Raw genomic sequence first — 20,238 nt, 5'->3', positions numbered from 1 at the left:
CGGCGCTCGTCCGGCGCCGGGTTGTTCGCGGGCAGGCGCGGTGTTACGCGGCCGGGGTAGCGATTGCCCCGCCAGAAGACACAGAACCGATGCCTCCTCAGCCCATCATCCGCGTCCATCGCGGCGATCTCCCGGCCGATTACGTGCCGGGCGCGGCCATCGCCATCGATACCGAGACGTTGGGTCTCAATCCGCATCGTGATCGGCTCTGCGTCGTCCAGATCTCGCGCGGCGACGGCAGTGCCGATGTCGTTCAGATCGTGCCTGGCTCGAGCCCGCCCGAAATACTCAAGCGCGTGCTGGCCGATCCGGCTGTGACGAAGATCTTCCATTTCGCCCGGTTCGACCTCGCCGTGCTGTTCAGGGCCCTCGGCGTGATGCCGGCCCCCGTCTACTGCACCAAGGTCGCCTCCAAGCTCGCCCGCACCTATACCGACCGGCACGGCCTCAAGGATGTGGTCCGCGAACTCGTGGGCGTCGACCTGTCGAAGCAGCAGCAATCCTCGGATTGGGGCGCCGAGTCCCTGAGCCAGGCGCAGGTGGAGTATGCGGCCTCCGATGTGCTGCATCTGCATGCGGCGCGTGCCCGCCTCGACGCGATGCTCGCCCGCGAAGGGCGCATGGATCTCGCGCGGAACTGTTTCGACTTCCTGCCGACCCGCTCCCTCCTCGATCTCGAAGGCTGGGCCGAGACCGACATCTTCGCCCACACCTGATCGGGCACGCGCATGCCGCAGGAGGGTGTGCAGGGGACGGTGCGGCGGCGCACATCGATCGTGCCCCTGCGACCCCGTGCGGTTGATGATTCCTCAATGCTCCGCCCATAAGGTTGTTGCACGGCCACAACTTCGCCATCGGCCGCGCGCATCCGGCGCTCGACATGGTTGACGCTGGCAGGCACGGCTCAGCACATGATTGACGGGATGTGGCACGTTGCAGGGTGCAACGTGCCGGTGTCTCATCGGATCGGTCAGGCGAAGCGGCTCGGATCATCACCATGCACGGGGTCGACGCCATCCACGCGACGGGGACGACGGGATCGGGAGCCGATGCGCGCCGCAACCGCGCTCATAAGCGGGCTCGCAACCACAGTACGCAGGTTCGCTACCTGCGCCGCCTCATTCCTCTCTCTGCCGGTGCGGCGATTCTCGCCCTCGTCGTGGGGACGCTGTTCAACCCCTTCGGCACCGTCCTGCCGGCCGTCACCATGGGGCCGGTCACCCTGTCGGGCACCAAGGTCAAGATGGAGAACCCGCGTCTGTCCGGTTTCCGGAAGGACGATCGGGGCTACGAGGTCATCGCCACGGCCGCCTTCCAGGACGTGCGCAAGCCGACCCTGATCGAACTGCAGGCGATGAAAGGCCATCTCGTCACCGACGATTCCGGCGGGCTCGCCCATATGGAAGCCGCCTCGGGCCTGTTCGATTCGGCACGCGAGACCCTGGTTCTCGAACGCGACATCAAGCTCTGGACCGACAAGGGCGAGGATATCCGTCTCCTCACCGCCGCCATTGATTTCAAGGCCGGGACGGTGAAGTCCGACCAGGCCGTCGCTGTGACGCTTCCCACCGGGACGGTGGCCTCCGACGGCCTCGACATGGTCGATAACGGCCGCGTCATCTCCTTCATCGGCAACGTCCACGCGGTGTTCCACGGATCGGACAAGGCCGAGGGCGCCGGCTCCGAGAGCAAGCCAGACGTGAAATCGCCGCGCATCCTCACCTCCGCCGCCGAACCGCAGGATGGGAAGGCACGCCGGTGAACCGTTCCACGCTGGTCTCCACCCTCGCCCTCTGCGGCCTCCTCGCGGCGGGGAATGCGGTGGCGCAGATTCCGTCCGGCACGTCTCCGGCGCCTGCTGCGAAGGCGAACAAGCCGACCGCTCCCGGAAGCACCTTCGGCGCGAGCGGCGGCAAGGACCCCGTGAAGATCGACGCGGACCGGCTCGACGTGTTCGACCGGGAGAACAAGGCGATCTTCGCCGGCAACGTCGTGGCCGTGCAGGGCGACAGCACCATCCGCTGCTCGACGATGACGGTGCATTACAAGCGCGGCAAGGATGCCAAGCCCGGGGCACCCGCGCCTGCCGCCGATGGCGCCAAATCTCCAGCCGGTATGGCCGAGAACGGTATCCAGAAGGTGGAATGTGCCGGCCCCGTCACCGTGGTGCAGAACGATCAGGTCGCCACCGGCGACAATGCGGTGTTCGACCAAGAGGCCAAGCGCATCGTGCTCACCGGCAATGTCGTGCTGAGCCAGTGCCAGAACGTCACCCGCGGCAGCCGCCTCGTCTACGACATGAATACCGGCCGGGCGAACATGGACCCGATGGCCGGCGGCCGCGTCTCCGCGATGTTCGTGCCGCAGAAGGAGGAAGCCGCCAAGGGCGGGGCCAAGGGCTGCGCCCAGCCGGCGAGCGCTGCGGGCAAGCCGGCACCCAAGCCCTCCGAAGCCAGCGCGGACAAGCCTACCGCGAAACCGAGAGCGCAGGCCAATTGACCTCCGCTCTGCCGCTGGCCTCGGTGCCAGACCCGATCAGCCCGCGAATCGCCGGGTCCGTCTCAGACGGAGCCGGGCGTGCGCCGTCGCTCCTGTCGCGCCTCTTCGGCCGCGGTAAGGGACGGCCGGCGGCCGGGGAGACGGGCCTGTCCGGGAATGGCGGCGGTCCGGGCATCCTCCACGTCGAGGGCCTCCGCAAAAGCTATGGCGCGCGTACCGTGGTCCACGAGGCTGGGCTGACCGTGCGCAACGGAGAGGCCGTGGGCCTGCTCGGCCCCAATGGCGCGGGCAAGACCACGATCTTCTACATGATCACCGGACTGGTCTCGGCCGATCGCGGCTCGATCAGTCTCGACGGCCTGCCGATCACCCACCTGCCGATGTATCAGCGGGCCCGTCTCGGCATCGGCTATCTGCCGCAGGAAGCGTCGATCTTTCGCGGCCTGTCGGTGGAGGACAATATCCGCGCGGTGCTCGAAGTGGTGGAGCCGAACCGCAAGGAGCGCGAGCGCAAGCTCGATTCGCTGCTCGAGGAATTCGACATCGCGCGCCTGCGCAAATCACCCTCGATCGCGCTTTCGGGCGGGGAGCGCCGCCGTTGCGAGATCGCCCGCGCGCTGGCGACCTCTCCGAGCTTCATGCTTCTCGACGAGCCCTTCGCCGGCATCGACCCCATCGCGGTGGGCGACATCCAGGATCTGGTGAAGCACCTGAAGCAACGCGGGATCGGCGTTCTCATCACCGACCATAACGTGCGCGAGACGCTGGGCCTCATCGACCGCGCCTATATCGCCCATTCCGGCCGCATCCTCACCGAGGGTACGCCTGCCGAGATCGTCGCCAATGAGGATGCGCGGCGTCTCTATCTCGGCGAGGATTTCCGCCTTTAGGTCCTCGCTGGCTAGTAGGGTCCAAGGACCGCGAAGCTTCGCGCGACTCGCACGACCTGATTCATTCCAGATGTGACATGCGGTGAGACTAGGCGACCGCGATGCTGCGTTGCCGCCTCGCGGATGGCCCGAGGCGACGGATGCATCCCGGCCTCAGCCGGTGCCCTTCCACCCACTGCCTATTTTGTCGCCAAACTTCATACCTTCTCTAGATTGCATGCGTTTTGTGCATGTTGTTTCAGCGAGCCGGCAATGTCGCTCGCGAGGCGATGGCTTTTTGACGTGGAATATCAGAGCGTTGGGTTTGGCCGGGCCGGACGGAGGATGCTCTGAGTCATCCGCTTCGATGTTGCGCTGCGGCAAGTCCAAGGGAATCACGCACTTCGCGCTTTGACGGCAGGGCGAGATGGCGATAGACATATGCGAAGAGAAAAAGAAGCAATATTCATGCCGAGTGGCGTAGGGGTTCTGTGCCTGCCCTCGGCTGGGCTCACCTGAAGGCGTCGGGGCAACACCATGAGTTTGCTGCAGCGACTGGAAATGCGTCAGGGCCAAGCCCTGGTGATGACGCCACAGCTTCTCCAGGCGATCAAGCTTCTTCAGCTCTCCCAGATCGACCTCGCCACCTATGTCGACGCCGAACTCGAGCGAAACCCGCTGTTGGAGCGCGTCGAAGGCGATGCGGACGGTGAGCGCGTAGGCACGGAGCCGGCCGTGGACGCCTCGGGTGACGGGGAGGGGGATTTCGATTCGTCCGAGCCGGACAACTGGATGGCGACCGAGCTCACCGCCAGCGGTGCCGAGATGGAGAGCGTCCTCGACACCCGCCTCGACAACGTCTTTTCCGACGAGAATCCCAGCCATGCCCGCGAGGCCGCGTCCGGCGACATGCTGTCTCTGACACCTGCGCCCTACGGCAATACCGGCGGCAGCTTCGATGGAGAGGCGCCGGATTTCGAGGCGACCCTGACCTCGGAAGTCTCTCTCCGCGAGCATCTCAGCGCGCAGCTCGATCTCGCTACGCGCGACCCGGGCGACCGGCTGATCGCCGGCTTCCTCATCGATGCGGTGGACGATGCCGGCTACATGCGCGAATCCATCGACGAGGTGGCCGAGCGCCTCGGCGCCAGCCTCGATTCGGTGGTGCGGATGCTGAAGCTGATCCAGACCTTCGATCCGCCGGGAATCGCCGCCCGCGATCTCGCCGAATGCCTGAGCCTGCAACTGCGCGAACGGGACCGGTTCGATCCGGCGATGCAGGCGCTGGTCTCCCGCCTCGACCTCGTGGCCAAGCGCGATTTTCCGAGCCTGCGCCGTGTCTGCGGCGTCGACGACGAGGATCTCGTGGACATGCTGGCCGAGCTGCGCCGTCTCGATCCCAAGCCCGGCCGGGCCTTCGGCTCGCGCGCCGTGGAGGTCCTGATCCCCGATGTGTTCGTGCGGGCGGCCTCCGACGGGTCCTGGCTCGTGGAACTCAACGCCGAGGCGCTGCCCCGCGTGCTGGTGAACCAGAGCTACTATGCCCGCGTCTCACGCGGCGCCTCGGCCGAGGGCGACAAGGCGTTCCTGTCCGAATGCCTGCAGACCGCCAACTGGCTCACCCGAAGCCTGGAGCAGCGGGCGCGGACCATCCTCAAGGTCGCCTCCGAGATCGTGCGCCAGCAGGATGCGTTCTTCGTCAACGGGGTGGCCCATCTGCGGCCCCTCAACCTTAAGACCGTCGCCGAGGCCATCGGCATGCATGAATCCACCGTCTCGCGGGTCACCTCCAACAAGTCGATCGGCACCAGCCGCGGCACGCTGGAGATGAAGTACTTCTTCACTGCCGCCATTCCGGGGGCCGCGGGCACGGCCTCGCATTCCTCCGAAGCCGTGCGCCACCGGATCAAGCAGCTCGTGGACGGCGAGGCGGCCGGCGACGTGCTCTCGGATGACGCGCTGGTGCAGAAGCTCCGCGACGAGGGCATCGACATCGCCCGGCGCACGGTGGCGAAATACCGGGAATCGTTGCGTATCCCGTCCTCGATCGAGCGTCGCCGCGAGCACTTCGCCTACGCCCGCTGAGGCGCGGTCCGCGAAGCGCGGAGCCGATCCCGCAACCGCGTGCGGCGCACCCCGCGGAGCCGGCTTTCCATTCCGTTGACTTCTCTCCCCGACGCTCCTTTACTCACCTGCCGAACGTCGAAAAACCGGAGGATACATGGGGTCATTGCGTGTCACAGGCCATGGCCTGGACCTTGGCGAAGCCCTTCGCGGGCGCGTCGAAGAGCGAATGGCCGGGACCTTGTCGAAGTATCTCGACAGCCACATGAACGGCACCTGCTCCGGCCATGTGACGCTTCGACGGGACGGCACGGCCTACCGCACGGATTGCGTGCTCCACCTCGTTTCCGGCCTCACCCTCGAAGCCTCGGGCGCCTCGCATGACCCGCATTCGAGTTTCGAGCAGACCGCCGACAAGCTCGAGAAGCGCCTGAAGCGCTACAAGCACCGCCTCAAGGATCATGGCGCTGCCCTGCACGAGGGAGCGACGGTCCAGGCGGCCTATGCGGTGTTCCAATCGCCGAGCGAGTTGGACGGGGACGACCTTGAGGACGAGGCGGATCAGGAAGACGAGGCGCATCCTCCCGTGGTGGCCGAGAGCACCAAGACGCTGAAGCGTCATTCGGTGAGCGAGGCAGTGACGGCCCTCGACCTCACCGGTGCCCCGGTGATCGTGTTCGTTCATGCTGGCACCGGACGGATCAACGTCGTATACCGCCGCAGTGACGGAGCGATCGGGTGGGTGGACCCACCCGACGCGGCGTCCTGATCGATCGGCCCGGAGCGGAGATTCTTCTTCGGAGAAAGCCGGTCCGTGACGAGAGGCCGAATTGCCGTCCGGGATGCGTGATCCCGGCTGGCTATCCGGCCTAAGGGCCGTTAGTCGACCATCGGCCGTTTCCGGGTGCGTGGGAACCACGCATCCGTAGCGCTATTTCAAATGAGCGGCGTCCATTTGGCCGTCGCCGATGGGGCGACTGTCCTTATCATGCCAGTTCTGGAATTCCTCAGTCCAGATTCCGTGGTGACCTCTCTGCGCGCTCGCGCGAAGAAGCAGATCCTCCAGGAATTGAGCGCCCATGCGGTGCGCCAGCTTCCCGCGCTCGACGAGCGCGAGGTGTTCGAAACCCTGCTTCAGCGTGAGCGCCTGGGGTCTACCGGCATCGGCGACGGTGTCGCGATTCCCCACGGCAAGCTTCCGGGGCTCGACCGCCTGTTCGGCCTCGTCGCCCGCCTGGAGCGTCCGGTAGATTTCGAGTCGCTGGATGGCCAACCCATCGATATCGCCTTCCTCCTGCTCGCTCCGGAAGGGGCAGGGGCCGAGCACCTCAAGGCGCTCGCCCAAGTGGCGCGGCTGCTGCGGGAGCCGGGCATGCTGGAGCGGATCCGCGCGGCGCGGGATTCCAGCGCGCTCTATTCTCTGCTGACCCAGACGACGAAATCCGAAGCGGCATGAAACGCGTGAATTTGGATAAGTGCCGGTCTTCGGCCGCTGCCGCCGTCGCGTGTGCCATCCTGTGGGGCGCGCCCGCCCATGCCGATGTCGCGTGCGCGCGCGACGTCCTCGTCGCCAATTCGATGCAGCGCCAAGCCATCGACCAGCTCGAACAGGCCGATGGTGACGATGCCAACCGGTGCCGCGTCTGGCGCCGGCACGTGGAGACCATGCGCCGGGTCTCGAGCGTCTACGGCCGTTGCCTCTCCGGAGCGGAGCGGGCCGCCAAGCTCAACGAAGTGCAGACCTCGGAGAAGGATTTCTCGGGGCTCATCCGGACTCGCTGCCGCGGTCTTTGAAGACACGACCACGCACAGGCGGTTGATGCCCGCCGATTGACTCAGGGGCGAGGCATCGGTTGTCCTCGTCCACACCGCCATGCTTTTCGCCCGCCTCTCCGACGACCTGTTCAAGCCGCTCGCCTCGCCGAGCCGGGCGTTCAACGCGGCCCTGCTGCTGCATCTGCATGCGCGCGTCTTCGCAGAGACAACCGAACCTCTGCGCAAGAGCGAGTTGCTCGCCTCCATCGGCGATTTCTCCGCCGACTGGTCCCAGGGCGAGATCGCCGACGACGATGCCACGCCGGCCGATCCGATCGAGCGCCGCTCTGCGGTCTATCGGCGTCTCCTGGAGGCCGGCTGGCTCGTGGAGCGGCGCGAGCGCTACGTGCCGGTGGTCGATTTCGACCCCGATGCCCGCCACGTCATCGAGGAACTGGCCCGTATCGACCGGGGCGAGACCCGCTCCTATGGCGGCGCCGTGCTCGAAGTGCTGGGCAGTCTCGAGAGTGCCGTGGCCAACCCGGCCGAGCGTTCGGAGGCCCTCGTCAACGCCGCCAAGGCGTCCCGCGCCTTCCTCGGACACCTGCGCAGCCTCGCGGGCTCCATGCGCAAGATCGAGGAGCGCATCCTGCGCGAGGAGGACCAGGGTACGGCCTTCCGGCTCTATTTCGAGGAGTTCGTCGCGCGCCACCTCGTCAGTGACTACCGTACCCTGCACACGCGCCTGAACCCGTTCCGCTTCCGCTCCGGCATCGTGCGGGAGGCCGGACGAGCGCTGCGCGACCCCCTCACCATCCGGGCCCTCGCCGAAGCGGGACTGCGTGAGGGGCGGGCCGCCGACCTTCCCCTCGCCGAGCGGGCGGTGCGGCGCGACCTCGCTGAGATCCTGTCGATCTTCGAGGGGCTCGACCGGCATCTCGACAGCGTCGCCGACATCGTCGCCCGGCTGGAGCGCCGGATCGCCGCGTCCCTGCGCTACACGGATCACCGCGATTCCGACCGGATCGAGCGCACGGCGGCGGCGCTACGGGCGGTGGGGGCTGCCGAATGGTCGGATTCGGCGCCCCTCGCCCAGGTCTCGCTCCTGCGTCCGCCGATTGGGGAGCCGCATTTCTATACGCCCCGGATGAGGCGGACAGCGATCCTGTCCGAGCCCCTGCCGGAGATCCATCTCGACCCAGCGATCGAGGCTTTCATCCTGGCCAAGGACGCCTTCCGCCAGCGGGTAATGGTGACGCCCGAGCGCGTCATCGCCTTCGTCGAGCGCAAGCTCGGGACGAACCCCGCCATCCGCGGATCCGAGATCGTCGTGGCGGATGTGGACGAGTTCGTGGTGTTCCAGCGTCTGCGCGAGATCGACGTGCTGTTCGACGGGCTCCTCAACGATCGCTACCGCCTCACCCGTGTCGCGGGCCGTGTCTCCAACGGCTGGCTCGATTGTCCGGATTTCATGGTGGAGCGGTCGTCCCCGCCCCCAACACGCGGGCCAGCGAGCGCGGGCGAACGGCGACCGCGGAGATAAGACCCCGCGCGTCGTCCCGTACGGTGGGGAAGACCGAATGTTTGCGTGCATTGCACAATTGTCGTGACAGACGAGATGTCATCACAAACGTGTCAATGCCCTTGGCAGACTTGAAGAGTCGGATCATCCTCTCGGTATACCCGCATCAAAGCGGGACTGATAAGGAGGTTAACCCATGAGTACCGGCAAGTGCTTGATCAAATCCGCCTGGATCGCCGTCGAGGTGGGGAAGGAGCGCACCGAGAGGGTTCTCGTCGTCGAGACCTACATTGCCGTCAGCCCGCTGGAGCGGAATTTCGACGGTGACCGTTATTCCAAGGTGGTGGAGGAGGTGCAGCGCGTGCTCTCCCAGAACCCCTCTATCGACCGTGCCTCGATCCTGAGCATGCATCGCGACACGGAATGCCTGTCGTTGTTCAAGGCCTCCCCGGCGAAAGCCGCGTGAGGAAGCGGGTTTTGTGTCGCGAGGGCGATCCGAGTAACGAGGCGGGGTGACGGGGCGCCGTGTCCCGCTCGACTGGACCGTCTGAATGATCGAGGCCTTCCGCGCCATCGTCGATGGCGACGAGCCACCGCCTCCGGGTGCCCGTGCACCGTCCGAGGAGGATCTCATCCGCGCGCTTCAAGTCGTGCTGAAGAGCCAGTGCCTCTATGCCGATACGCCCGGTATCGGCCGGTCCTACGAGATCGCCCGGTATTACGCGCCGTTCTTCAAAAGCTATTTTGCCTGTCTCGGCTACTCGTTCGAGGTCTCGCCCCGCGACCAGATGGTGTTCCTGCGCGTGCCTGCCGACGGCGTACGCCATGACGGGCAGGCCGAGCGCCTGCGCAAGGACGAGACCCTCGTGCTGCTGGCCCTGCGCCTCGCCTATGAGGAAGGGCTTCGGAAACACCGCGTCACCACCGACGGTGTCGTGGAATGTACCACCGATGACATCGCCGAATCGATCCGCACCGCCGCCCGCAGCGAGGCGCCGGAAGAAGCGCGCCTCACGGAGATCCTGCGCCTTTTCGCCCGCAAGGGTGCCCTTCGCCTGGGCGAGCGCGACAAGGTCGAGAAGATCACGCCGTTGATGATCTTTCCCGGTGTCGCGGTGCTCTCACCCGATTCCTGGATGGAGCAGGTCCGCGCCTGGGCAGCGGCGCGAATGGACGATGACGGCTGAGCCCGATCAAGGGCGGCATCCACATCGGGGTTAAGATTTCACATGAAACATGCGTGGCACGGCTCGAAGCCCCGACGTCGCCCCCTGTGAAAAAGAGGACGATGGGACCGTCGACTTGCATCGTCGGGCCGCCCCGTCCATGCCGTGGCTCCGTCATTTCCATCGAGGACTTGCCCGCCCGGTGTATCGGCTCACCGACATCGCCCTCTCGAATTGGTACCTGATCCGCCGCGAACAGATCCGGATCCGGGGAGCGGCTGCCTTGGTGGGGCCGACGGGGGCCGGCAAGTCGACGATCTTCGACGCTGTCGGCACCGTGCTCGCCGGCAACAACGCCAGCCGCCTCGCCCTCAACGCGTCTGCCTCGGGGCGCAGCGCCCGCACGGTCCGCGATTACTGCCTCGGCTGGATCAGCGACCCCGCCGAGGGCGGTCGTCCCACCCGCGAGGCCTGCGAGACCCTCATCGTCCTCGTCTTCGAGAACGAGACCACCGGACGCGTCGTCTCCGTCGGTCTCGCGCTCGCGGCCCGGGCCGAGGACAGTCGCGAGACCACCCTCTCGCGCTTCATCGCGGTCGGACACCGGTTCGAGATCGCCGATTACGTTCGCGAGACCGCCGAGGGCAGCTACGTGGCGCCCTGGCCGGAGATCGCAAAGGATCTCCGCATCCGGGCGGACAGGTTCGAGGAGTTCCGCTCATCGGGCGAGCGTTTCACCGCCGACTTCCTGGCGCTGATGCGCGAGGGCGCGCCGAGCCCCGAGCCGCGCCACTTCCTGCGTACGTTCTCCAACGCCGTGGCGTTCAAGCCGATCTTCGATTCCTCCGCCTTCGTGCGCTCCTTCGTCCTCGAACCCGAGCCTCTGGACGTCGCGCGCATCCGCCAGTCGGTGGAGAACTGGCGCCGTCTCCTGGAGACCATCGAGGAATTGGAGCGCCGGCTCTCCCATCTCGGCCGAATCCTCAAGCGCTACGAAACCTGGGCGGAAGCCAGCCTCTCGGCCACCCTCGACGAGTTACGAGCGGCCGGCGCCGACCTGCGCCGCCGCATCCTCGACTACAGCCAGGCCCGCTCTCGCCTCGGCGACGTGGCGGAACGCCTGCGCATCGCCCGCGAGAGCGTGAGCACCAGCCAGGGTTTCGTGCGCGAGATCGACGGCGAGATCGCGGGCAAGAAAGCGATGCTGGCCGGGAGCCAGGGGGAGGGGCGGCTCGCCGCCTCCAATGCCGGCCTCGCCATGCTGGCGCGCGACAAGCGCGACCTCGCCACCCGCGTCGCCGATCTGGTGGGGCTGGTGCAGGAGGCGGGCAAGCTCAACGTCGTCTTCTCCGAGATCCAGCGCATCGATCCGGAATCGGCGCGGATCGTGGCCGCCTGCTCGCGCTCCGGCCTGCGCCGCGATGCGCCCCCCGAGGAATCGCTTCGCTCGGACGGACCGCTCGGCCCCCTTCTCACGGCCCTCGCTTCCCTCTCCGACATCGCCACCCCCCTCGATACCGCTGCCGAGGACATGGCCCTGCGTGCCCGCGCTCAGGAGAAGGAGGCGCATGCCCTCTCCGCCGAAGTCGGCAGCGGGCGCGCGGGCGGCGCGCGCCTCTCCTCGGACACGGCCGCTTTCCGCGACGAACTCGCCCGGCTCGGGATCGAGGCGACGCCGATCTGCGAACTCGCCGAGATCACCGATCCGAAATGGGGACCGGCTCTGGAGGGCCTGCTCGGAGGCGCCCGCGAAGCTCTCGTCGTCGAACCGGACCGGCTGAATGAGGCTTTCGCCCATCTCGAAGCCCGCAAGAGCCAGTTCTATCGCTGCCTGCTGGTGAAGACGACGGACACCGCGCGCCGCCGGGGCGGGCGCGACGACGAAGGGCCGATCTCGCTGATCGAGACTCGCGATCCCCATGCCCAGGCGTTTCTCGCGGCACGGCTCGGCGGCTACGATCTCGCCCCCAACGACGCGGCCTTGGCCCATATGAGCCGCGCCGTGGCGCCGAGCGGCCGCTCGACCTCCGGCATGGCCTATTCCGTAGTGCGGCCGGTTCAACTGATGATGACCCGTGGCAGCCGCGGTCCCACGGCGGAGAGCCGGCAGAACCTGGAACACGCGGTCAATGAGGCACGGCGCCTGCGCGGCGCGGCCGGCGTGCTGCGCGAGGCCGCCCGTATTGCCGCCATGCTGCGGGTCCGACTCGCCGACGCCAATCTCGACATCGTCTCCCTGCGCCAGGAGGCTGACGCGATGGAGGGACGGCGACGCAGCCTCACCACCGAGCGCGAAGCCGTGGAGAAGGCCGATACCGGCGCGTTGGAGGCCGAGATCAAGGAGCTCGCCAAGGAGCGATCGGCCTATCTCACCGAACTCGTTCAGGTGCTGGAGCCGAAGCGCGACGCGCTGCTCGGCGAAGAAGCGGGCCTGAAGGCGAAGGTCGCCACCGCGCGGGAGGCGATCCGCGCCGCGCTTCAGGCAAGGCGCGGCGCCCATGCCCGCTGGATCGCGGGGGATTCCGTGCGCATCCGTCTCGTCCGGCCGGACGGGTTCGATCCGCTGGCAGTGGCCAAGGCGCGGGCCGACGCGGCGGGCCTCGAATCCAAGGAGTTGGCTGCTTTGGCCAATGCGGCGCGCGGCGCCGCCCGCGAGGCGATGGAGACGGCGCGCACGCAAGGCCGTGCCGCCGAGCGCGATCTCGCTGAATACTGCGTCCAGTGGCGTATCGAGAACCCCCTGGGCAACGGTGATGCCCCGGCCTCCTTCGGCTTTTCCTGGGTCGCCCGCGCCCATGACGAGGTGGCGGGCCACGAGCTGCGGCGCTACCGCGACCAGGCCGTGCGCGCGGAGAGCGAGATGCGGCGCCTCATGACCGAGGACCTACTGACGCGCCTCGCCGACAAGTTCGAGCGGGTCCGCACCCGTCTCGATGCCCTGAACGAACGTCTCTCGACCCAGACCTTCACCGGTCAGACCTACGCCTTCGAGGCCACCGTCGATCGTCGCTACGCCGCCGTGCATGCCCTCGCCACCGAGGTGGCGCGTTCGGCCGACGCAGCGCAAGCGATCCTGCCGGGGGAGGGCGAGGACGTACCCCCGGGGCCGCTCGCTGCCGCGATCGAGGAGATCACCGCCCTGATCGCCGGGGACGAGAGCGCGGCGCGGCTCGCCGATTACCGCAATTACTTCGTCTACGAGATCGGCATGCGCGACAAGGCGGGCAACCGCACCACCATGTCGAACCGGGCCTTGCGTGGCTCGGGAGGCGAGGCGCAGGCGCCGTTCTACGTCGCCATCGCCGCATCACTCGCCTCGGCCTATTACCCTGGAGACCGGCCCGGCGACGAGAATCCCGGCCTCGGACTCTGTCTCCTCGACGAGGCCTTCTCGAAACTCGACGTGCGCAACTCCCAGGCTTTGGTGGACCTCTACCAAGCCTGGGGATTACAGCTTCTCATCGCGGCGCCCGAGGACAAGCGCACCACCCTCACCGAAGTGATGGACACCATCGTCACCGTCTACAAGAGCCCGGATCTGACCTCGGTTCGGATCGAGGCCGAGCATCCGCTCGAGACGGCCAAGCGCGCACTCGCCGCCATCAACCCGGAACGCCAGGGTATCGAGCGATTCCAGGTCTCCGACGCGGCGGAGTGAGGGGCTTGGCCGGAGGCACCTCCTTACCGTCGCTTTGGCTTCGCCTTTCGCTCACCGAAGGCATGACGGGGTGCCCTCCGTTCCTTTCCCCGTAGGCGGGAAGAAGGGAAGGGGTGCCTAACGCGATGCGCTTTGCTGTGACGAAGGCGCGATCAGACCTGACGCGAGGCAGCGTCTCGGATCGCGGTAAGAGTCAGGATGGCGGGGGCATCGCTCCCGGTTACCGCGAGGTGATCGGCGCCGCTGGATAGGAGCAGCGCCAGGGCGTCCTTCAACGACGTTTCCGCGGTGACGCCCGGCGCATCGCCTGGATCGCCCGGAACCGCGATCGCGCCCGCTTGGCTCAGGGCCAACCGGCGCAAAGCCCGGTCTTCACCGACGAAGCTCTCCACGAATCGGTCGGCCGGGGCTGCGAGCAGGCGGTCCGGCGTGTCAGCCTGGACGATCCGGCCCTCCCGCATGAGCACGACGCGGTCGCCCATCCGCATCGCCTCGTCGATATCGTGGGTGACGATGATCACGGTCTTCTTGAGCCGGCGCAGGATCTCGCCGACCTCTTCCTGAAGCCGGTCGCGGGCGACAGGGTCCACGGCGCCGAAGGGTTCGTCCATGAGGAGCACGTCAGGGTCCGCCGCCAGGGCGCGGGCGACGCCGACGCGCTGGCGCTGGCCGCCGGACAATTCGTCGGGCCGTCGCTGGCGATACGCGTCCGGGTCGAGGCCGACGAGGTCGAGCATCTCGTCCACCCGATCTGCGATCCGGGCGGGTGTCCAGCCCAGGAGGCGGGGCACGGTGGCGACGTTCTCGGCGACCTTCCGGTGCGGGAACAGACCGATGCCCTGAAGCACGTAACCGATACCACGGCGCAGCCGCACCGGATCGACCTCCGCCACGTCGCGTCCGTCGAGGAGAACACGTCCGGCATCCGGCTCCACCAGACGGTTGACCATGCGCAGCGTCGTGGACTTGCCGCAGCCGGAGGGTCCGATGAGGACGCAGGTCGTCCCGGCGGCGATGTCGAGTTCGATCCCGTCGACGGCGGGCCGCTCTGCGCCGGCAAAGCGGCGCGAGACGCCCTCGAACCGGATCATCGACCGAGCCTCGCGGTCTCTGGCGTCAGCAGCCGAGGCAGATCGAGCCCATGGTGGTCCGCATCTTCCGGTCCCAAGCCTTGTCGCGCGCTGCGGATATCTTCTGGGCCTTGAGCATGTCGGCTTCGGTGGAGGCCCGATTGAAGGTGGAGCCCGGCGGCTTGGTCACGCCCATGGCAGTGGTAATGCGCTTCGGCGCAGGCTGCTGTGAAATGTTCGAGGGCTGCGCCTGAACGGGCACGGCGACGAGCAGGCCCAGACAGACGGACGCGGCAAGGAAGCGTGTCATGATCAATCTCGACTTTTGAAACATATAATGACGCAGTAGCAGGCCGCGGATACCAGCGTTCCCGGTCCGCCATGCTTGGTCCGCCATGACGGCAAGGTTATGGCTTTCCGAGGCGGTCTACTGACGACAGCGCAGACAGTGCCGAATCCTCACGCGGTCTTGCGTGTGCCAGCGCACCGGTCGATCACCGGTAGTCCTCAGCGGCGTCAGGCGAGGTGGGACGTATCGGCCGGAACGCGACCAGGGTCATGTCGTCCCGGCGGCTCTCGAGCCCCCGATAGGCAACGAGCTCAGCCTCGAGAATGCTGATCTGCCGGCGGAGTTCCTCGTCGCGGCTGCGAACGAGAATATCCGACACGCCACGATGCCCGAGGAGCCGGCGTTGCGCGCCGGGGGGGGCCATCTGGTCGGTGAGGCCGTCGGTCATCAGGTAGAAGGTGTCGCCCGGCGCCACGTCCAGAATGATGTCCTCGGTCGTGAACCGGGTGCTCCCGTGCCGTGGGTAGCCGAGCCCGTGCCGCGCGCCCTTGATCCGGGCGAGGCCCGCTTCCGTGATGCTGGTGAGCGCCAGTCCGGCGCCGGCGAAGCTCAGCCTTCGTGCTGCGGGGTCCCAGATGCACACGCCGCAATCGAGCCCATCGTCGGATTCCGCACCGCGCCCGTCCTGGCGCAACTGGACGCGGACCATCTCGTCGAGGGCCGTCAGGATCTCGGCGGGCGAGCGTAGGCCGCGCTCGTGCAGCAGCCGGTCGAGCGCGGTGGCGACGATGAGGGTGATGAAGGCGCCCGGCACCCCGTGGCCGGTGCAATCGGCCACCACGACGATGCTGAGGTCGTCGAGGCGTTCCAGCCAGAAATAGTCGCCGCCGACTTGATGCAGCGGCTCCCACAGAACGGCGACGTCAATGCCGGCGCCGGCCAGTGCCGCCCGGTCGGGCAGGACGGAGGTCTGGATCCGGCGGGCGTAGCCAATGCTCTCCATCACCTGATTGTTGGCGTCCGCGAGCTTGGCATGAGCCTGTTCGAGCTCGGCGAGAAGCTGCTTCGCCTCGTCGCCGGCGCGCAGGCCCTCTACCATACGGTTGAAGGCCGAGGAGATGACGTCGATCTCGTTGCTGGCCCGGACGGCACCGTCGAACTCCACCAACGACCAGCGCTTGTGCTCGACCTCGCGCATGGCGAGCAGCAGTCGCTTCAGGGGGGCGAGGACGTGTTTGCGGACATTGGCATGGAGGGTCAACACGAAGGCGAGCATCAGGATGAGGGTCGCCCCCAACGCCAGGAGCGCCTGTTTCTCGGCGTTGCGGCGCAGGGCTTCGGTGGACAATCCCAGCGTCAGTCGCCCCGCGGATTCTGCGCGCCCCGCCACCGTGACGGTGCTGGAGGCGCGGATGAGTTCGAGGCCCCGACCGGCCGGTATCTCGCCGACGGACATCACCAGCCCGCCTGCCGCGTTCCAGGCGCGCACGAACTGGAAGGCCGGATCGAGGGTGAGGGCCTGGATCTGCGCCGTGAAGACGTCCGGGCGCTCGCTCCAATCGGGGCGGGCGATGGAATGGGCGGTCAGAGTGACGAGGAGGTTCGCCCGTTCGGTATAGAGCCTGAGGCTGTCGGTGTAGTTCACCCAGGCGATGCCGATCTGCGTCGCCAGCACGACGATGGCGATCACCGGGTAGATCCGCAGGAACAGGGTGTGGGCCAGACTGTCGAGGTCGCGTCCCTGCGCAGAGCCGCGCAGCGCCCCAGGCCGCATCGTGCCGAGCGCGGATGCCGAGGCGTCGGCGAAACCGGCGAGTTCCCGGAAGTCGTCGCCGCTCAGGGGACCGCCGCCCCTCAAGGAGCGCTTGCGGGGGGGAGAACCGACGGCGGGCGATGCCACCTTGCCCCCCGGATCGGAGGTCATGGCGGCGAGACGGTCCGGATCGAGCTGCGGAACGAGCGGACGCAGCCGCGTCCGGCATGTTTGGCGGCATAGAGCGCGGCATCGGCCCGGCCGAGCGTCTGTTCGAAGGTCTCGGTTCCCTCGATGGCCGCGACGCCGATACTGACGGAGAGCGCCAGCGGTCCGCCGGGCCATTCCACCCAGGTCTCGTCGACCAGCCGGCACAAGTCCTCGGCGACCACGAGCCCGGCATCGGGTTCGATCTCGGTGAGCAGGATCGCGAATTCCTCGCCGCCCATGCGGCCGATCACGTCCACCTTGCGCAGCCGCTTGCGACAGGTCTCGACGAAGCAGATGAGAGCCGCGTCCCCGGCGGCATGGCCGAACTCGTCGTTGAGCCGCTTGAACCGGTCGAGATCCGCCATGAGGAGGCAGGCGGGAACTCGGTCGCGTTCGTATCTCAGCCATTCACGCCGGCTGATTTCCATGAAGCGGCGACGGTTCACCGCGCCGGTGAGATCGTCGGTATCGGCCAGGCTCCTCAGCTTGGCTTCGAGACGGGTCCGATTCTCGATTTCGCCGGACAGCGCCTCGTTGAGGGCCTGGAGGTCGCGTTGCTGCTCCGCGAGGCGGCGGTTCGCCCTCTGCAGGTCGAACTGCATCCGGTCACTCAACCTCACGAGGCGGCGCTGCTCGTCATAGCTGCGGCGGTAGGCCTCGGCGAGTTGCTGAACGCCGCCCGCGACCTGCGCGAGGCCCGCCAGCATCCCGTCGGTCTTCACCAGGACCGCTTCTTCGGTGTCGTAAAGACTGAACGCTTCGCCGACGGCGGGTGGATCGCCGATCTGCGCAACGATCTCAGGCTTGGTCTTCATCCGCATCAGTGCCCCGTCTGCGCGGTCTCGACGAGATCGAACCGTGCGTGGGTGAAGTCCGACGCGAAATCCTCCCCGGCCTCGGCGATGGTCTCGTCCCCCTCGGCATGGAGCCAGCGGATGGTGACGCTACGGCCTGCCTCGGCGGCGTCCTCGAGAGGCATGAACAGGTTCATCAGGCCCTTCGCGCTCGAAGAGTTGAAATAGACGAGGGCGACTTCGAACACGATCGGATCCGTGCTCGATGCGGCGAGGTAGGTCCGCAAGGCCTGGAGCAGGGGGCCGAAGAAGGCCGCGGCATCCTCCGGGTACGATTCACCGGCCAGCCTGAAACGGCCGGCGGCGAAGTCGAAATCCACCTCGGGGGATCGGGGGGTGGCTGGAATCTGAATCCGGTCCATTGCTGGGGCGCCGTCAGATGAAGGCTTTGAGGCAGAACAGACTGCGCTCGCTGCCAAGGTCGTGAAATTCGAACTCGACCGGTGCGCTCGACCGGCGAGCGATCTCGATCAGCCCGATGCTGCCGCCCAGACTGCCTTCATCGGGGGCCTGGCGTAACTTTTCGCGGTAGAAACGCTTGAGTTCTTCGCTCGACATGCCGGCAATATGGTCCAATCGCTCGCGCAGGATAGCGGCATCGGCCTTGGGAATCTCGTTGCCGCACACGACGAAGAAATGTCCGTTCTCGACGCCCACAACGATCATTCCCGCGCTGATCATACCGCCGGAGGCCCGGTCCGTGGGAAGTTTGTCGGCCGAATACCGGATGATGTTCTGGGCCTGCTCGACGAAGATCGAGAACACCCGCTTGGCGATGGTGGCGTCCGTCTCACCCTGGATCATCCGAAGCTTCAGGACTTCCCCGAGCGAGAACAGGACATTCTCCGAAAGGTCGCCGCCGAACGAAAGGATGATGCCGTTGCGCTTCGACGTCTCGAAGAAGGATTTGAAATCCTGCGCGAGCAATGCGTCCTCCCTGGACAAGGCGGATGGTGATGCCGGAGCGGCGTCCAAGCACACGATCCGGAAGCATTAGCTCCAAAGCGTCTACGGAGAGTTATCGCTCCGGCGCTCGCCCGAGAGAAGCACAATTCGTTCCACCCGATTAACCACGGTGTGCCGGGCCAGGGTCCGTCATGATCCGGAAGGGGGACTTCCCAATTCCGAAGTCTTGTCGTCAAGTCATGAGCCGTTGAGCCGACCGGTCGAGAGAAACAATTTATAGGGATTTGACACTGTAGAAGTCGCGGGTGCGCGTTGGCGTGGGCACGAATCCAGACCTCGTCGGTCTGAAGTGGATCGGATCGTGACGCAAGAGAAGTCCGTCCTCATCGTATCGGATCGGCCGGACCGGGTAAGGCTGCTGGCGCGCGCCATCACCACGATTCTCCCTTGCCGCAGCGTCCTCGGCGACCAGTCGATACCCGCCATCCTCCCCGTCGTCGCAGTCATCGACATGGACCCTCGGGAAGGCGTGGCGGCAGCCTGGGCGACCCGCCTCCTCATGTTGCGCGTGCCCTGCCTCGTCCTCACCGGTTCGCCTGCCGACATCCCGCACAAGGCGAATCCGGCTCTGCGCATCGCCGCGGCCGATACTCCGCGCCCAACCATCCTCTCCCTCCTCCTCAGCCTGATCGACGCCGGCCGGAAGATGCGGACACGGCGCGACGGCGAGAACGCCGCTGTGGAAGCGAAGGCGCATCGCGCCTGTTCGGTCGTGGCGGGCATGTTCCATGCAGCGCAATTCGATCAGTCGATCTCGGCCGACGAGGTCGATGCCGGCACAGACGTCATTCTGGAAGCCGTCTCGGAGGGGGGGATCCGTGCGTGGCTCGACGTGCTCGGACGCTACGACGAGTTGCTCTATCAGCATTCTCTCAGCGTCGCCGGGTTCGCCGCGGCCTTCGGCTTCCACCTCGGGATTCCGCGGGCCGACCGGAAGCGCCTGACCAAGGCCGCACTGCTGCACGATATCGGCAAGGCCAAGATTCCCCTCGCCATCCTCAACAAGCCCGGCGCGCTGACCTCGGACGAACTGGCCATCATGCGGACTCACGCCGCCGCCGGCGCCGACATGCTCACCGGGCAGGAAGGGTTCGATCCCGCGATGCTCGATGTGGTCAGGCATCACCATGAGATGCTCGACGGCAGCGGTTACCCGTCCGGCCTCACCGGCGATGCGATTTCCGATCTCGTCCGCCTCGTAACGATCTGCGACATCCACTCCGCTCTCACCGAACGGCGCGCCTATCGCAAGCCGCTCCCGCATGCCGAAGCCCATGCCATCATGCTCGGGATGACGGGCAAGCTCGACATGCCGCTCCTGCGGGCCTTCCTGCCCATCGTCAGGCTCTCGACCCCCGACGACGCCCTGGTCTAGGGATTGCGGCGTTCGGTTTACCGAACCCGGACCCGTTTGCGGGACCCGTTCACTTGGATCGATGTCCCAGGACGGCCGCAATTTTTGCAAGAAAGTTCTAGTTCAAAAGTTTTATCTCTTCGTGTGAGATCTAAGCGAAGACTCATCTCCCTCGCCTTGTTCTTTTAAAAGCACGTTTCGTTGACCCG

19 protein-coding genes are annotated in these 20,238 nt (G+C 66.8%); 13 read left to right on the top strand and 6 right to left on the bottom strand.

Features of this window, described 5'->3' with window-relative positions:
• Positions 1-89 precede the first annotated feature (89 nt).
• The 12 genes from ACYQR9_RS04160 (at position 90) to ACYQR9_RS04105 (ending at position 13,533) form a co-directional block, all read left to right on the top strand.
• Entirely contained in the window at positions 90-716 is a 627-nt protein-coding gene (locus ACYQR9_RS04160; protein WP_207411091.1) for a ribonuclease D, read from the top strand.
• A gap of 281 nt (positions 717-997) precedes the next feature.
• Positions 998-1,762: an LPS export ABC transporter periplasmic protein LptC gene (gene lptC, locus ACYQR9_RS04155; protein ID WP_461228800.1), complete on the top strand. Its 765-nt coding sequence runs from the start codon at positions 998-1,000 to the stop codon at positions 1,760-1,762.
• A complete protein-coding gene (locus ACYQR9_RS04150; RefSeq protein WP_207411090.1) occupies positions 1,759-2,499 on the top strand; it encodes an LptA/OstA family protein in 741 nt (246 codons plus the stop codon). Before lptC ends, ACYQR9_RS04150 begins: the two co-directional genes overlap by 4 nt.
• 35 nt (positions 2,500-2,534) lie before the next feature.
• The gene (gene lptB / locus ACYQR9_RS04145) at positions 2,535-3,389 is read left to right on the top strand and encodes an LPS export ABC transporter ATP-binding protein (RefSeq protein WP_156467647.1); all 855 of its coding nucleotides are present in this window, start codon (positions 2,535-2,537) and stop codon (positions 3,387-3,389) included.
• Positions 3,390-3,905: 516 nt separating this feature from the next.
• On the top strand, positions 3,906-5,453 hold the full coding sequence (gene rpoN, locus ACYQR9_RS04140; RefSeq protein ID WP_461228799.1) for an RNA polymerase factor sigma-54: 1,548 nt from the start codon (positions 3,906-3,908) through the stop codon (positions 5,451-5,453).
• Between the two features lie 136 nt (positions 5,454-5,589).
• Entirely contained in the window at positions 5,590-6,201 is a 612-nt protein-coding gene (hpf, locus tag ACYQR9_RS04135) for a ribosome hibernation-promoting factor, HPF/YfiA family (protein WP_056422745.1), read from the top strand.
• A 219-nt stretch (positions 6,202-6,420) separates the two neighbouring features.
• A complete protein-coding gene (gene ptsN, locus ACYQR9_RS04130; RefSeq protein WP_056423307.1) occupies positions 6,421-6,888 on the top strand; it encodes a PTS IIA-like nitrogen regulatory protein PtsN in 468 nt (155 codons plus the stop codon).
• On the top strand, positions 6,885-7,226 hold the full coding sequence (locus tag ACYQR9_RS04125; protein ID WP_056422741.1) for a hypothetical protein: 342 nt from the start codon (positions 6,885-6,887) through the stop codon (positions 7,224-7,226). Before ptsN ends, ACYQR9_RS04125 begins: the two co-directional genes overlap by 4 nt.
• Before the next feature lie 79 nt (positions 7,227-7,305).
• On the top strand, positions 7,306-8,730 hold the full coding sequence (locus ACYQR9_RS04120; RefSeq protein WP_461228798.1) for a Wadjet anti-phage system protein JetA family protein: 1,425 nt from the start codon (positions 7,306-7,308) through the stop codon (positions 8,728-8,730).
• Between the two features lie 175 nt (positions 8,731-8,905).
• Positions 8,906-9,175: a hypothetical protein gene (locus ACYQR9_RS04115; protein WP_056422735.1), complete on the top strand. Its 270-nt coding sequence runs from the start codon at positions 8,906-8,908 to the stop codon at positions 9,173-9,175.
• A gap of 85 nt (positions 9,176-9,260) precedes the next feature.
• Complete coding sequence (locus ACYQR9_RS04110; protein ID WP_461228797.1) at positions 9,261-9,896, top strand: DUF4194 domain-containing protein; 636 nt, start codon at positions 9,261-9,263, stop codon at positions 9,894-9,896.
• A 181-nt stretch (positions 9,897-10,077) separates the two neighbouring features.
• Entirely contained in the window at positions 10,078-13,533 is a 3,456-nt protein-coding gene (locus ACYQR9_RS04105) for an SbcC/MukB-like Walker B domain-containing protein (RefSeq protein WP_461228796.1), read from the top strand.
• Between the two features lie 152 nt (positions 13,534-13,685).
• Here the strand turns inward: ACYQR9_RS04105 and ACYQR9_RS04100 are convergent, their stop codons facing one another.
• From ACYQR9_RS04100 to ACYQR9_RS04075, 6 genes are all read right to left on the bottom strand, one after another.
• Entirely contained in the window at positions 13,686-14,624 is a 939-nt protein-coding gene (locus ACYQR9_RS04100; protein WP_461228795.1) for an ABC transporter ATP-binding protein, read from the bottom strand.
• Positions 14,625-14,649: 25 nt separating this feature from the next.
• The gene (locus ACYQR9_RS04095) at positions 14,650-14,913 is read right to left on the bottom strand and encodes a hypothetical protein (RefSeq protein ID WP_461228794.1); all 264 of its coding nucleotides are present in this window, start codon (positions 14,911-14,913) and stop codon (positions 14,650-14,652) included.
• 184 nt (positions 14,914-15,097) lie between these two features.
• Positions 15,098-16,816: a SpoIIE family protein phosphatase gene (locus ACYQR9_RS04090; protein WP_461228793.1), complete on the bottom strand. Its 1,719-nt coding sequence runs from the start codon at positions 16,814-16,816 to the stop codon at positions 15,098-15,100.
• Positions 16,813-17,676, bottom strand: a complete 864-nt coding sequence (locus ACYQR9_RS04085; protein WP_461228792.1) for a GGDEF domain-containing protein — start codon at positions 17,674-17,676, stop codon at positions 16,813-16,815. The genes ACYQR9_RS04090 and ACYQR9_RS04085 overlap by 4 nt, the downstream gene beginning before the upstream one ends.
• A complete protein-coding gene (locus tag ACYQR9_RS04080) occupies positions 17,676-18,071 on the bottom strand; it encodes a DUF1987 domain-containing protein (protein WP_056422718.1) in 396 nt (131 codons plus the stop codon). The genes ACYQR9_RS04085 and ACYQR9_RS04080 overlap by 1 nt, the downstream gene beginning before the upstream one ends.
• Positions 18,072-18,084: 13 nt before the next feature.
• Positions 18,085-18,690, bottom strand: a complete 606-nt coding sequence (locus tag ACYQR9_RS04075; RefSeq protein ID WP_419953157.1) for a SiaB family protein kinase — start codon at positions 18,688-18,690, stop codon at positions 18,085-18,087.
• 286 nt (positions 18,691-18,976) lie between these two features.
• Between ACYQR9_RS04075 and ACYQR9_RS04070 the strand changes: the two genes are divergently transcribed.
• Positions 18,977-20,050, top strand: a complete 1,074-nt coding sequence (locus ACYQR9_RS04070) for an HD-GYP domain-containing protein (protein WP_244478194.1) — start codon at positions 18,977-18,979, stop codon at positions 20,048-20,050.
• Positions 20,051-20,238: the final 188 nt, after the last annotated feature.

The organism is Methylobacterium sp. CM6241 (assembly GCF_054817845.1).
This window is presented reverse-complemented; position numbering and strand designations above follow the sequence as displayed.